We start from the raw sequence: 14435 nt of genomic DNA on the forward strand, positions 1-14435 counted from the left end.
TAAATGATTTAAGCCTCTCATTGCAAAGGAGGGGTATTGCATTGAACATATACGATTCTACATCCCCTTTAGAGATTGAACAAAAGAAACGTCTTTCAATAATAAAGGGAAAAAACAAAATAAAGTATAAAAAAATGATTACAATTCTATCCTTTCTGTTACCAGCGCTTATCTTATATTCGATCTTTATGCTCTATCCTATGATAGATGCAGTCCGTTTTAGCTTTTTTGATTGGGACGGTGCAGCCCCCTCAATGAATTTTGTTGGGTTGGACAATTATATCAAGTTAGCGGATGACAAGGTTTTTTTAAAAGCACTAGGACATAATTTGTTATGGGTTGTCTTAAGTTTATTCTTAATGGTCATACCGACGCTAATATTGGCAGTATTAATTAGTCGCGTGAAAAAAGGCAAAACTTTTTTCCGAGCCGGTTTCTACCTCCCAAGTGTCCTTTCATTAGCCGTTGTTGGTGTGTTATGGTCAAAAATTTATGACCCGATGATGGGACCAATCAATGTATTTTTAAAATCAATAGGATTAGAGAATATAGCGAAAAATTGGTTGGGCGAACCTCTCTTTGTTATCCCAGCATTAGTGATAGCGAGTACATGGGCCTTTTATGGTCTCTATATGATTTTATTTTTAGCGGGTCTGCAAAATATAAATTATGAACTATATGAGGCAGCTGATCTCGATGGAGCGGGACCCATCAGGAAATTTTGGAGTATAACCATCCCTAGTTTACGCAATACAATGAACGTTGTCATCAGTATGGTAATTATTAATGCGCTTAAAGGATTTGCATTGATTTGGATAATGACCCAGGGTGGTCCATTTTATATGAGTGAGTTGGTTTCAACATACGTCTATAAAGCCGCATTTAGTATGAATAAGGTAAGTTATGCAACGGCTGGAAGTGTTGTCCTTGGAATAATCGTCATCGTTTTTACGATTGGCTTTAATTATTACCGTGAAAGGAGTGAAAATTAGTGGAATCTCTCATTAGAAGGTGGAAATCATCGCAATTTGCACTATGGGCGATTTTATTACTCTTGCTCCTCTTAATTACTGCTCCAATTTTCTATGCAATATTAGCGAGTTTTAAGACCAATATGGAAATATTCAACACGCCTTTTTCGTTACCAAAGTCGTGGAATTTTGATAACTATATGAATGCTTGGAATCTGGGGAACTTTAAGGTGTACTTCTTAAATAGTGCATTTATTACGATAGGTGGAATGGTTATTGTTGCCCTGGTTGCATGTCCGGCAGGCTATGCATTTGCACAATTATCTTTCAAAGGGAGTAATCTCTTATTCTACTTAATACTGTTGGGTATGTCCTTACCAGTTCAGGCTATTATCATACCAATCTTCTTTCAATTAAAAACAATGGGGTTAGTTAATACACTTACCGGTGTTACATTAGTGTCGTCGGGTTTGGCGCTGCCATTTTCGATATTTCTTATGAGAAATACATTCAGAGATATACCGAAAGAGCTGCGGGAATCAGCAGCTATTGATGGCGCGGGGGAATGGCGAACCTTTTGGTCTGTAATTCTTCCACTAGCGAAACCTGGATTAGTAGCCCTGCTTATCTTCACATTTATGAACATCTGGAATGACTTTTTACTTCCATTAGTTTTATTAATCAACCAAGAAAAATTTACTATTTCACTAGGCTTATATTCCTTTCAGGGGGAACAGACGACAAATTTTGGTTTAATTTTTGGCGGTACCGTTATTAGTATGATTCCAAGTATTATCATTTATATCATTTTTCAAAGGTCATTCGTAGAAGGGATGACAGGTGGGGCTAATAAGTAATTCCTTCTTACTTGAATATACGAAAAAAGCTTTTTTAAAAATTGATAACGATTGGAGAGAATTGAATGGCAACAATAACAGATTTAAATACGGAAAAGCATCTATTACCAATGGATTGGGGGGCAATTCAGTGGCTTTGCGGGGAAGAAATTGATCCAGAGTGTGAAATGACATTTGGCATGGTTTATATTAACGCAGGTGAAGCCAATACCCGACACGTACATCCAAATTGTGAAGAATTGATCTTTGTTTTATCGGGTGAGTGTGATCATACACTTGGTGATGAATCGTACCATTTAAAACCGGGAATGATGCTCAGAATCCCGCGTAATATCCCACATAATGCAACGGTTACTAGCTGGGAACCTTGTAGAATGATCATTGCCTATTCAGCGCCAGACAGGAAGACAATTGGGGAATAATCGATTTTTTAAAAAATATGATAACGAAAAGGGGAGAAACGATGGAACCTGTAAAATTCAATTATGAATATTCAAGGAAAATAAGAGTAGGGTTTATTGGCTGTGGAGCACACGCATTTAGGAACGTTTATCCTACTTTTGATTATGCTCCAGTAGATTTAGTCGCTGTTTGTGACTTAAACCAGGAACGTGCTGATATTTATAAAAAAAGATTTGGTGCAGAAAAAGCATATACAGATTATAAGGAGATGCTTAAAAAAGAGGATTTGGATGCTGTATTTGTGGTTTTAAATTTTGATAGAAACGGCCGTCCATTATACCCGAAGATCGTTCCAGATATCCTAAAGGCTGGGTTACCTGCATGGATCGAAAAGCCAGTATCCTACACAGCAAAAGAAGCGGAAGATTTAATAGAATTGGAAGAAAAGACGGGTCAATTTGTTCTTGTATCCAATAAGCGCTATTTTTATCCATCGTTTGAAAAGGCTAAATTGATTCTTGAAAGTGACCCTTTTGGGAAACCTGTATCCGTTTCAGGAAGGTACCCTCTTACATTATCGCCATTCCAGGAAGAATTGGGAGAAAGAACTGGTTTACACTGGTTTTTAGATATTTGTCATCCAATGTCTGGCATTCATTACCTTATGGGTGAGGTAAAGGAGATGTGCTTTATTGAACACCAGCCAAGTGGTAATGTGCAAACACTTCTCTCATTTAAATCAGGTGCAGTCGGGAATCTGGAATTACCTTCTACCCAAGCGGATACAAGTCCATTTGAAAGATACGAGATTATTGGAAATAAGCAGAATGTAGTGATCGATAACGGAATGAGATTGTCTTATTATAAGGGATCTAAAGGTAGTGGCGAGTATGGGAAAGCTCCATCGTATATTGGTGACGATCCTACTGATGGACCTGTGCATTGGGAGCCAGAATTTTCTTTAGGTCAAATATATAATAAGAATCTTTTCCTCCAAGGCATGGTTCAAAGTGTAAATCACTTCTCAAATGCTGTCTTAAATGGCAGGAAAATTGAACGTGCCACGTTAAAGGATTCGTTGCATTTAACAAAAATCTTTGAAGCCTATAAAAATAACCGTTCTGGTAAGTGGATTACGATTGAATAACTTTAAGGAGGGACAAACTATGAGACTGAGTATTTTTACGGATATGTTAGGTTCTGAGTCATTCGAAGAGGCGCTTCAACATACAAAGGAACTTGGATTTGAAAACATTGATTTAAGAGGGAAATTAAACGGTTCTACGATTGATAATATAACATTGGATAAAGCTAGATATTTAAGTTTACTAGTCCAAGAGAACAATCTAAAAGTGAGCAGTTTAAGTTCTTGGGCAGTAAATTCATGTACATTCTCTGGGGAACCATCTTATCGTAATAACGATGAGAATCATCATAAACACATGAGCACCGTCTTAGATCGTTTGTTTGATTTGGCTGATATTTTCTCTACTCCCTATATTAGAATCTATTCATTATATCGGCAAGAGGATTTCAATTTATTGTCCGATGATGAAAAGGAAAAACAATATAAACATAACGCTGAAATTATGTTAAGGCATGCTGAACATGCGAAAGAAAGAGGAAAAATTTTATTGGTTGAAAACGAGCCGCCAACGTTAACAAGTAATTGTGAAGAATTGGGGATTCTCGTTAAATATACGAATCATCCAAACTTAAAAATCAATTGGGATATAGTTAATGGTTGGAGGGCAGGTGAATATCCAACTTTGGAAAAGTATGAAAACATTAAAGGCTCTGTATACCAAACGCATCTTAAAGGAGCTTCCCGGTTATCGAATTCCATCACAAAGGTTAATCCATATGGAATGTTTGGGAACTTTGCTATTGCAGGAAAAGATGACTTTGATCACGAACCATTAATGAAGGCGCTTGCTGACCACGATCCACAAGCAATTTTAACGATTGATACTCATTATCCGTCCTTTTACCAACAAGATAAACTTGGTGAAGTCGAAGTTGTTCGTCAAACCAAGGAGTTTTTCGAAAGCATTGTGAAAAAGGAGGGAGCTCATGAGTAAAAAAATTGTCTTAGTTGGGTCACTAGACACCAAGGAAAAAGAATTCTTGTATGTGAAAGAGATAATTGAAGAATCAGGAGTTGAAACACTTTTAATCAATACAGGTGTTTATGAATCTTCCTCCGTAGGTGACATTCCTAATGAGAATGTTGCGAATGCGGGAGGATCCACGATTGACGAACTAAGACAAAAAAATGACCGTGGTTATGCCGTTTCGGTTATGACAAATGGTATTGCCTCAATAGTAAAAAAATTGGTAGAAGATGATCAAGTTGCGGGTGTCTTTGGAATGGGGGGAACAGCTGGTACAACGGTTGGAGCGGCAGCCATGAGAAGCGTTCCGGTTGGTATTCCCAAACTGATTGTTTCCACCGTTGCTTCAGGCAATACTCGTCCATATGTTGGCGAAAAAGATATTATGATGATGTATTCAATTGTTGATATTGCAGGAATTAACAGTTTATCTGCTCGAATTCTTCGGAATGCAGCAAACGCACTTAGTGGGATGGTGATAGGGAATTCCGTCGCAATAGTTGATGGTGGAAAGCCAATGATTGGGGCCACGATGTTTGGCGTGACAACACCATGTGTAAATCAAACGAGAGAAATTTTGGAACAGAACGGATTTGATGTTCTTGTCTTCCACGCAACTGGAGCAGGCGGGGATGCCATGGAAAATTTAATTAACGACGGCTTTATAAAGGGTGTTGTAGATATTACTACAACCGAGCTGGCAGATGGCCTTGTGGGAGGAATTTTTTCATCAGGAGAAAATCGTTTGGAAATAGCAGGGATGAAGGGAATACCTCAAGTTGTGTCTGTTGGTGCGTTGGATATGGTGAATTTCGGACCTCCAGAAACGGTACCGGAAAAATTTAAAGGTCGGAAATTTTATCAGCATAATCCCACAACTACCTTAATGAGGACTACGGTAGAGGAGAATTTTATACTAGGTGAAACGTTAGCACGAAAGTTAAATAAAAGTACATCACCTACTGTCTTGGTATTCCCTAAAGGCGGGGTGTCATTGTTAGATAAATCTGGTCAGCCATTTGAAGGAATTGAGGAGCGGCAAGCATTATATAATGGGATTAAACAGAACCTGAAACCTCATATTACTTTGTTAGAAGTTGAAGAAGATATTAATAGTACGCGTGTGGCTAGTTTAATAGCTAATCAATTATTGGAATTACTAAGTACAAAAATAGGTGGTGTAAAGAATGCGACTCACTAGAGAGGAAATATTATCACGATTAAATAAACAAATTGAAGACAAAAAGGTAATTATTGGTGGGGGTGCAGGCACTGGGTTATCAGCAAAAAGCGCTGAAATGGGTGGAATTGACCTTATTATCATATACAATTCAGGCCGCTATCGGATGGCTGGACGTGGTTCTTTAGCAGGGCTAATGCCTTATGGTGATGCCAATCAAATTGTCGTTGAAATGGGTAACGAGGTTTTGCCTGTCGTTAAAGACACTCCCGTATTAGCTGGTGTTTGTGGAACTGATCCATTTAGAGACATGGATTACTTCTTAAAACAACTGAAGGAATTAGGATTTTCCGGAGTACAAAACTTCCCTACGGTAGGTTTATGTGACGGTCAATTCCGTCAAAATTTAGAGGAGACAGGGATGGGTTATGATCTTGAAGTGGATATGATAAAAAAAGCCCATGACATTGGTTTAGTTACTTCCCCGTATGTCTTTAACGAAGAGGATGCAGTAAAAATGGCAAGGGCTGGTGCTGATATTCTTGTTGCACACGTGGGCTTAACAACAAAAGGTGCCATCGGTGCCAAAACTGCTATAGATATTGATGGTGCAGTTGATTTAGTGCAGCGAATCCATGATGCAGGTAAAAGCATTAATCCAGATATTATCGTATTATGTCATGGTGGGCCAATTTCAGAACCAGAAGATGCAGAGTATGTTTTAAATAGGACAACAGGTGTTTCAGGATTTTTTGGAGCATCAAGTATTGAACGTTTACCGACTGAATTGGCTATTTCAGGGCAAGTCAAGAAGTTTAAGGAAATTAATGCAAATAAAATCTATTCATAATAATTAGGTGTTTATGGTTCCATTTATACTTTTTGATTGAGAATTGCTAGCAAAAAATAATAAAATAATTGGTTATTTGCCACTACATTAATATAATTGTAGTGGCTTATTGCATTTTCCTTTTTATAAAAGGCCGCTGTCTATAAGGATTTCTAACTAAATGTTGGAAGTCTTTAAGAGAATTTCGGCGCCTGGCCCCCGGAGTGTTAATGGGAAAGATCTTAAAAAGGGAGATATCATCTTGAGCGGCGCGATCTCCGAAGCCATCGCAGTTAAGCCGGGAGATTCGGCGATTACCAATTTTGAAGGCTTAGGTGTGTTTCCATGTATTGTAAGTGAGTGAAAAGGTAAGAAGAGAGTGCTACCCACAGTGGCTTCTCTTCTTTACATCCAAATATAGATTGTTGCCTTTATTATTATTCGCTATGATAATAGGTAAAATACTAATTATCTAGCGGTAATAAAATTGATAAGGTGGATCATTATGAGGGAGAAAAATAAGGTTGAAGATGGAAGGCGTTTACGGTCTATCACAACTCGAAATAAAATTATTAAGGCTGCACACATTGTTTTTTCACGAGAAGGTTTTAGAAATACAACGGTTAAACACATTATGGAACAAGCAAATATAGGATATGGGACTTTCTATGGTCATTTTAAAGGCAAAGATGACCTATTTATTGTGTTAATGGAAGATGTTATGAATAAATTCTTTGAAATTGCAAAAACCCCATTTTTTCCAATAACTAGAGACGAAGCGAAAGAGATTATTTTAACTCAAGTTTTAAATTTTTTGCAAATAGCAGATACAGAAAGGGAGATAATGAAGGTTTTTTCAGAGGCGATTGGGCTTTCAACCATAGTGAATGAAAAATGGGAGGAAATTAGACTAAGATTTATTCAAAGTATCACAAAAGATATTGCCTATTCTCAATTTAAAGGATTGGCCCGAACAGATCTAAAGGCAGAAATTGTGGCGCGAAGCTGGTTTTTCTCTAACGAAAACTATCAATGGGAGATTGTTTTTAATACTAATAATTTTTCACTTGAAGAGGTTGCAGCTACCTTAACCACTATGTATGTAGAAGCTATTTATAAGGAAAAAAAGTAATAAGTACACTTAATGTTAAGTTGTGTAATATTTCCGACGTTAAGTCGGAAATATTATGGACACGATGTCGGAAATATATTATAATCAAAATTGTAAGAAAATATAGTAAATTCAGATTAGTGGTTACAAGAATGATTTAATTACCAGATTTAATAAAAACCAACTAATTTATTTTCCAAAATAAGGAGGAATGGTGAAAGAATTAGAAATATAGCGTTATGCAACTGCCAAAAGAAAAGATTGTTTGCAAGAAAAATAGTAAAGTTCATATTTACATCATTTATATGAGGTGAGGAAAATGAAACATAATGACAATTTCCAGGATATTATCGAAAGGGAGAAAGGATTAAATAAGAGTTTAAAAACCTCTCAGCTTACCATGATTGCCATTGGCGGTGCGATAGGAACTGGATTATTTTTAGGTAGTGGTCTTGCAATTGGCAGTGCGGGTCCAAGCGTGATAGTAAGCTATGCGATTGGTGCGTTAATCGCTTTGCTGCTGATGGGGTGCCTTTCTGAAATGACAGTTGCTCATCCAACTTCAGGATCATTTGGTGCTTACGCTGAACGATATCTGAATCCTTGGGCAGGGTTCGCTGTTCGCTATTCCTATTGGTTTAGTCTTGTTTGTGCAGTTGGCACGGAAATCACTGCGGTTGCCATTTACATGAAATATTGGTTTCCGACTGTTCCAGGGATTGTATGGATTTTGCTATTTTCTGCTTTGCTTCTTTATGTAAACGCTACCAGTGTAAATGTGTTTGGTGCCGTTGAATATTGGTTCTCCCTTATTAAAGTTATTGCCATTGTTGGTTTTATTATCTTAGGGGCTTATGTCATTGTTGGAGGAAATCAAACAAATATCGGTACACAAAATCTAACGATACAGGGTGGTTTTTTCCCAAATGGATTTTGGGGCATGTGGATTGCTATCTTTATTTCTCTGTTTAGTTATTTAAGTATTGAAATGATTGCCGTTAGTGCCGGGGAAGCGGAAGACCCTGAAAAAGCTGTGCCAATTGCACTTCGCTCTGCGGTTATTCGTCTTATCTTATTTTACCTGTTAACGCTTTTCCTTATGGTCATGATTGTACCGTGGAGTTCCGCAGGTTCAGACAAAAGTCCATTTGTAAAAGTGATGGAGATTCTCCATATTCCAGGAGCAGCAGGAATCATGAATTTTGTTATCCTTGTTGCTGCGCTTTCCGCTATGAACAGTCAATTATACATTTCTACTCGAATGATGTTTTCATTATCGCGTGCAGGATATGCCCCTAAGAAGGTAGGTCAGTTAAGCAAAAATAAGGTTCCTGTCATTGCTTTATCAACTTCAGCAATCGGAATTGCATTAGCGTCGGTTTATTATGTGGTTTCCCCTAATACAGCATTTGTACAAATGATCTCGATTTCAAGTTTTGGTGCGATGTTTGCTTGGTTCATGATTTTTGTGACACATTACTTTTTCCGTAAAAAATGGGATCAGCAAGGAGGCCGGAAGCTTCCTGTACGAATGATAGGTTATCCTTACTTAACAATTTTGGGTGGAATTTTGTTAGCATCTGTCGTTTTATCTACTTGGTTTTCTCCAATGTTTAAAGATACCTTAGTATTTGGCTTTCCAGAGTTAATTTTCATATCAATTGCTTATTTTATTTGGAAGAAAACTAAGTCAAAAAGTCACGATGAAAGAATAAGCAACAAAGGCCCCAGCTTATAAAAATCTATTAAACTAATAAAAAGGGTGACGTAAATTGATAAAATTTGAGAACAGCTTGGAGTTTGCTAAGAGGAGGGACCGTGAAGATGTTTTAAGGGAGATACGGGAACGGTTCTGTATTCAGGAAAATGTGATATATATGGATGGAAATTCATTAGGGCTGTGCTCGAAGGATGCTAAAGAAGCTTTATACCATGTGATTGATTTGTGGGAGAAACATGGAATTGGTATTTGGGATGTCGAGGATAGTAAATATTTTCTATATCAAAAGGTTATTGGTGCAAAACTTGCGCAATTGATTCAGGCAGATGCCGATGAAGTCACAGTTATGACAAATACAACCATTAATATCCATCAAGGGATCAGTACATTTTATAAACCTACATCAGACCGCTACAAAATCTTAGTCGATGATCTTAATTTTCCTACAGATCGGTATGCCGTTGATAGCCAAGTAAGCTTAAAAGGGTATAACCCGAAAGATGCGGTTAAAGTCATAGCAAGTTCTGATGGAAGATTTATTTCTGAGGATACAATTATTGAAGGAATGACAGAAGATGTGGCCTTGGTTTTGCTTCCATCTGTTTTGTATCGGAGTGCACAGCTACTTAATATGGAACGTATTACGAAAGAAGCCCATGATAGAGGAATTATTATTGGTTGGGATTTATGCCACTCCATCGGAATCGTTCCGCATGATTTCAAACAAATTAGTCCTGATTTTGCCGTTTGGTGCAATTATAAATATTTATCGGCGGGACCGGGTGCTATTGCCGGTTTCTACATCAATAAAAGGCACTTTGAAAAGGAACCGGGTTTAGCTGGATGGCATGGAAATAACAAAGAAACACAATTTAAGCTGCTCAATGAGTTTAATCATGAATTAAACGCCCATGGCTGGCAAACAGGGACACAGCCGTTATTCTCTATGGCACCACTAGAAGGTGTTCTAAACATTTATCACGAGGTTGGTATGGAGAAGATTCGTGCGAAATCATTGGATATTACTAAATATTTGATGGAACTGGCGGATGAACGTTTGGCGAAATATGGTTACACCATTGGAAACCCTCGCGAAGATCATAAACGTGGCGGTCACGTATGTCTTGAACATGAGGAAGCCTACCGTATTTGTAAAGCACTGAAAAATCGTGGTGTTGTGCCGGACTATCGTGAACCGAATGTCATAAGGCTTGCGCCAGTACCACTCTATGTTTCATATGAGGAAGTGTATCGACTCGTGGAAATCCTCGAGGAAATAGCGATGAATAAGGATTATGAGACCTATAGCAATAAACGTACGCTCGTTGTATAAGTGGTAATAATTTTTAACAAAGAAGGTAGATTACAATGAGTAGTTCAGAAGAATCTCCTATGGCCGCAAGGAAAATCAATTTGGGGATTTAAGGCTTCCGGCGGGGATGGACCGTTTCCTGTTGCAATTGTAATTCATGGAGGTTTTTGGCAAGCAGAATTTTCATTGGATCATATGAATCCAAATCTTTATTGAACAAGTCTCTCATTATCATGAAATTAACGGAACGACGATTATCAACACTCCTGATAAAAAGCCTAATTTCTCAGTGGAAAAAGTGAGAAATTAGGCTTTAGTTATTTCATAAATACGCCCGATTATGGAAGAAGAGGTATCTCCTCTTCTATTGAATAAAATCTCAGTACCATGAAACACGTAGATCCTACAAATACTTATACCTTAAAAATTTCCTTGAATTGTTGGAGTCAATTCCGGACCTTATGTTCTTTCTCTTACTGAAATTTGCCGTCATCTTCATTTATAAAACAATGGAGCTATGTATTTTATCTGCTTTGCAAAAAATCGTAATTTTCAGAAACCAATTGTATTTCAGGGCGTAACAGCACTGCAATTTGCTGTTGAAACTGAAGGAAGATACACGTATAATTGGATGATTCTGAGAAGCATACATGGGATTAAAAAGGGTGGAACATCATGAAGAAAATCATAGTTGAATAATATATTTTATACAAGGCACGAAATGATTTGACATTTCTAACTCAAAACCAGGTAAGACTCCCAAAGAAAGGTATAAGAACCCTTTTCCAAAAAGAACATACATATATAAATTTCGTAAAGGCAGTCATATGGAACAATGTGTGAACAATAATATTCGGGGCATGACACAGGCTCCGAATATTATTGGCTTTTTAAACCGGAAGGAGTTACACTTCCGGTTTAATTTTATTTCCATTAAAATGAGAGTCAGTTTTCTGAAGTTAATAAAAATTATCTTTTAATATGAAAACAAACTGTTTTGCTTCAAGGAAAAGTCCTAAACGGATACAACAATTTTATATATGTGGAAGTGAGTATTGGGTAAATTATGTGTCATCTTATGCAAGAATCAGCCAATTGAAAATCTATTATGATTTTGACTAAGGAAGGACAAAAAAAACAAGTAGTATGATTTTGAAAAATTATTAAAAATTATTTTCTGAATAGAAAAAATTATAAATATACTTTTAATTTTCTGAATTACATGCTATTATTTTTTTAATTACAATAAGACTTAAATTAATTACAGCAATAATGTAATTTTTCTTGTATCAATTAAAAGGAGTTTAATATGGATGAAATTTACAAAAAAATAAAAGACCTAAGACTACAAAACGGTTTAACCCTAAAGGAGTTGAGTGAACGTACAGAGCTTTCGATTAGTTTCCTGTCACAGATTGAAAGGGGAACAACCTCGTTAGCCATTACTTCACTAAAAAAAATTGCAGATGCCTTAAATACAAAAATTTCAGAATTTTTTGATGATCCCCCAAATGGAAATTATATGGTTAAAAAAAACGATCAAAAGCCATTTCAAATCAAAAGCTCTGAATCCACCTATGTAAGATTAAACGGTGAATTTACAGGTAGAACCTTGGAACCCATTATGGTAACTTATGCTCCAAGTCAAAAGCAAACTCAAAAATTTGGACATCCCGGAGAGGAATTTTATTACGTTTTAAAAGGGTTTGTTATTTTTCATATCGATGGTAAAGAGTATGTTGTTCGGGAGGGTGATTCCATTCATTTTCCATCCACTTGTCCGCATACAGTAGAAAACCCTTTTAATGAAGAATCAATTTTACTCAGTGTTTTAACTCCAGTTATTTTTTAACTGGATTTCATACATCAACACTATAGAAAGGTGGAGTATAAATGCGTGTCGCTACAGATATTGGAGGAACATTTACTGATTTAGTTTATGTAAATGAAGATGGTGAAATTGGTGTAGCCAAAAGCCATACGACACCTCCGAATTTTGAAAAAGGTGTCATTGATGTAATTGAAAAAAGTGGGATTGATCAAACAGCCATTCAAACATTTATACACGGTACAACGGTTATTATTAATGCATTAACCGAACGAAAAGGTGTAAAAACTGGGTTAATTACCACAAAAGGATTTCGCGATGTCCTTGAAATTGCAAGGGGAAATCGTCCCGATTTATTTAATGTCCGCTATCAAAAGCCTGCTCCGTTTGTCGAAAGACATTTACGTCAAGAAGTAGAGGAGCGTCTCAACTATAAAGGAGAAGTTTTAGCCCCGCTAAATATAGAACAATTAAAAAATACAATTGAGTATTTTCAAAAAGAAGGGGTTGAAGCGCTTGCCGTCTCTTATTTGCATTCGTATGTGAATCCGATTCATGAAATGGAAACTGTAGAATTAATTAAACAACTTTGGCCTGAAGTAGCTGTAACTGCTTCCAATGATGTTACAAAGGAATGGCGGGAATATGAGCGTACAAGTACAACAGTACTAAATTCATATGTTAAACCAATCGCAGCCACTTATGTTAACCGTCTACATAATAAATTAGTTGAAAATAAGACAGATAGTCAGAACTATATTATGCAATCAAACGGAGGAACAACAACATTTAATAGTGCGAAGCAAACACCTATTAATATGGTAGAATCTGGACCGGTAGCCGGTATTTATGGCGCCGCTGTTCTTGGTGAAATCCTTGGTGAAAAAAATATCATTGCCTTTGATATTGGTGGAACTACAGCAAAGTGTTCCTTAATAAATCAAGGTGAGGTAAAGGTTTCGACTGATTACTTTATTGAAAAAAATGAGCGAAACGCTGGTTATCCTATTAAAGTTCCTGTTGTAGACATTGTTGAAATTGGCAATGGAGGAGGTTCTATTGCCTGGATAGATGGAGCAGGATCCTTAAAGGTTGGACCGCAATCCGCTGGCGCACTGCCAGGACCTGTAGCCTATGGTCAAGGAGGTACGGAGCCGACAACGACTGATGCAAACCTTGTAACCGGTCGTCTGTCACCAGAAAATTTTGATTATAAAGTTGATTTAGATAAGGTGAAAGCGGCTATAAAGGAAAAAGTTGCTGATCATTTCGGGCTATCAGTTGAGGAAGCGGCATTAGGAATTATTCGGATAGCTAATTCGAACATGTTAAATGCCCTTAAGCTGATATCCATTCGTAAAGGTCATAATCCTCGCGAATTTTCATTAGTAGCTTTCGGTGGTGGTGGTTCTATGCACGCTCCAGCGTTAGCAAAAGAATTAGGGGTGAAAAAGGTAATTGTTCCAGTTGCTTCATCAGTATTCTCAGCTTGGGGGATGTTAATGACAGACTTGCGTCATGATTATATCAAGACGTATATCAGAAGATTTAACCAAGTCGATTTAACGGAACTAAACCAAGAATGGAATTCTCTTGAAACACAGGCTCTTCAGCAATTTAAAGAAGAAGGAATGGAAGAAACTAACGTATTATTCACTAGATTTGCAGATATCCGTTATCTAGGGCAAGAACATACCGTTAAAGTACCTGTGCCAAATAGAGAGTGGACAGTAGAAATAATTTCCGAAGTGATTGAACGATTTGGTAACCTTCATGAACAGCATTACACCTTTAAACTAGAAGGTACAGCAACTGAAATTGTGAACCTACATTTGACGGCATTTGGTAAAGTAGTAAAACCACAAATTAAAAAATTTGAATCAGGGTCAAGTAATCCTGAAGATGCTTTAAAAGAAATTCGTCCAGTCTATTTTGAAGGAAATGGATGGGTAAATACAAAGGTGTATAACCGCGATATTTTAGGCAAAGATGTACAAGTTGCAGGCCCGGCTATTGTTGAAGAGTCTACAGCCTCAACGGTTCTTTATCCTGGCCAGTCATTATCGGTTGATCAATTTGGCAATTTAATCATTGACACGGAGGTGGAGTGA

The 14435-nt window shown here is 37.1% G+C and carries 12 protein-coding genes and 1 pseudogene; all 13 read left to right on the forward strand.

Annotated features, from left to right (window positions below):
- Window positions 1–41 precede the first annotated feature (41 nt).
- The 13 genes and pseudogenes from ACFVSW_RS00440 (at window position 42) to ACFVSW_RS00500 (ending at window position 14435) form a co-directional block, all read left to right on the forward strand.
- A complete protein-coding gene (locus tag ACFVSW_RS00440) occupies window positions 42–992 on the forward strand; it encodes a carbohydrate ABC transporter permease (RefSeq protein ID WP_387311008.1) in 951 nt (316 codons plus the stop codon).
- Complete coding sequence (locus ACFVSW_RS00445) at window positions 992–1828, forward strand: carbohydrate ABC transporter permease (protein WP_387311010.1); 837 nt, start codon at window positions 992–994, stop codon at window positions 1826–1828. The genes ACFVSW_RS00440 and ACFVSW_RS00445 overlap by 1 nt, the downstream gene beginning before the upstream one ends.
- A 65-nt stretch (window positions 1829–1893) precedes the next feature.
- Entirely contained in the window at window positions 1894–2250 is a 357-nt protein-coding gene (locus ACFVSW_RS00450; RefSeq protein WP_387311012.1) for a cupin domain-containing protein, read from the forward strand.
- Between the two features lie 41 nt (window positions 2251–2291).
- Window positions 2292–3377, forward strand: coding sequence for a Gfo/Idh/MocA family protein (locus tag ACFVSW_RS00455; RefSeq protein ID WP_387311014.1), 1086 nt, complete (start codon window positions 2292–2294; stop codon window positions 3375–3377).
- A 19-nt stretch (window positions 3378–3396) separates the two neighbouring features.
- Complete coding sequence (locus ACFVSW_RS00460) at window positions 3397–4311, forward strand: sugar phosphate isomerase/epimerase family protein (RefSeq protein WP_387311016.1); 915 nt, start codon at window positions 3397–3399, stop codon at window positions 4309–4311.
- Window positions 4304–5545, forward strand: a complete 1242-nt coding sequence (locus ACFVSW_RS00465; RefSeq protein ID WP_387311018.1) for a Tm-1-like ATP-binding domain-containing protein — start codon at window positions 4304–4306, stop codon at window positions 5543–5545. The genes ACFVSW_RS00460 and ACFVSW_RS00465 overlap by 8 nt, the downstream gene beginning before the upstream one ends.
- The gene (locus ACFVSW_RS00470) at window positions 5532–6374 is read left to right on the forward strand and encodes a phosphoenolpyruvate hydrolase family protein (RefSeq protein WP_387311020.1); all 843 of its coding nucleotides are present in this window, start codon (window positions 5532–5534) and stop codon (window positions 6372–6374) included. Before ACFVSW_RS00465 ends, ACFVSW_RS00470 begins: the two co-directional genes overlap by 14 nt.
- A gap of 220 nt (window positions 6375–6594) precedes the next feature.
- Window positions 6595–6713: pseudogene (locus ACFVSW_RS00475) on the forward strand (4-oxalocrotonate decarboxylase); the annotation flags it as partial.
- A gap of 145 nt (window positions 6714–6858) precedes the next feature.
- Window positions 6859–7485 carry a TetR/AcrR family transcriptional regulator gene (locus ACFVSW_RS00480; protein WP_387311022.1) on the forward strand — a complete coding sequence of 209 codons (627 nt, stop codon included), beginning with the start codon at window positions 6859–6861 and terminating at the stop codon, window positions 7483–7485.
- Window positions 7486–7783: 298 nt separating this feature from the next.
- Window positions 7784–9202, forward strand: coding sequence for an amino acid permease (locus tag ACFVSW_RS00485; RefSeq protein WP_387311024.1), 1419 nt, complete (start codon window positions 7784–7786; stop codon window positions 9200–9202).
- A 34-nt stretch (window positions 9203–9236) separates the two neighbouring features.
- Window positions 9237–10517, forward strand: a complete 1281-nt coding sequence (gene kynU, locus ACFVSW_RS00490) for a kynureninase (protein ID WP_387311025.1) — start codon at window positions 9237–9239, stop codon at window positions 10515–10517.
- A 1288-nt stretch (window positions 10518–11805) separates the two neighbouring features.
- The gene (locus ACFVSW_RS00495) at window positions 11806–12348 is read left to right on the forward strand and encodes a helix-turn-helix domain-containing protein (protein ID WP_387311027.1); all 543 of its coding nucleotides are present in this window, start codon (window positions 11806–11808) and stop codon (window positions 12346–12348) included.
- 41 nt (window positions 12349–12389) lie between these two features.
- A complete protein-coding gene (locus ACFVSW_RS00500; protein ID WP_387311029.1) occupies window positions 12390–14435 on the forward strand; it encodes a hydantoinase/oxoprolinase family protein in 2046 nt (681 codons plus the stop codon).

Source organism: Neobacillus sp. NPDC058068, assembly GCF_042885335.1.
In the GTDB taxonomy this organism is placed as follows: Bacteria; Bacillota; Bacilli; order Bacillales; family Cytobacillaceae; genus Neobacillus.

Excerpts from the sequence above, each read along its gene's own strand:
- ACFVSW_RS00460 (WP_387311016.1), top strand. The coding sequence starts at position 3,397 with ATGAGACTGAGTATTTTTACGGATATGTTAGGTTCTGAGTCATTCGAA.
- ACFVSW_RS00455 (WP_387311014.1), top strand. The coding sequence starts at position 2,292 with ATGGAACCTGTAAAATTCAATTATGAATATTCAAGGAAAATAAGAGTA.
- ACFVSW_RS00480 (WP_387311022.1), top strand. The coding sequence starts at position 6,859 with ATGAGGGAGAAAAATAAGGTTGAAGATGGAAGGCGTTTACGGTCTATC.
- ACFVSW_RS00470 (WP_387311020.1), top strand. The coding sequence starts at position 5,532 with ATGCGACTCACTAGAGAGGAAATATTATCACGATTAAATAAACAAATT.
- ACFVSW_RS00465 (WP_387311018.1), top strand. The coding sequence starts at position 4,304 with ATGAGTAAAAAAATTGTCTTAGTTGGGTCACTAGACACCAAGGAAAAA.
- ACFVSW_RS00495 (WP_387311027.1), top strand. The coding sequence starts at position 11,806 with ATGGATGAAATTTACAAAAAAATAAAAGACCTAAGACTACAAAACGGT.
- ACFVSW_RS00500 (WP_387311029.1), top strand. The coding sequence starts at position 12,390 with ATGCGTGTCGCTACAGATATTGGAGGAACATTTACTGATTTAGTTTAT.
- ACFVSW_RS00450 (WP_387311012.1), top strand. The coding sequence starts at position 1,894 with ATGGCAACAATAACAGATTTAAATACGGAAAAGCATCTATTACCAATG.
- ACFVSW_RS00485 (WP_387311024.1), top strand. The coding sequence starts at position 7,784 with ATGAAACATAATGACAATTTCCAGGATATTATCGAAAGGGAGAAAGGA.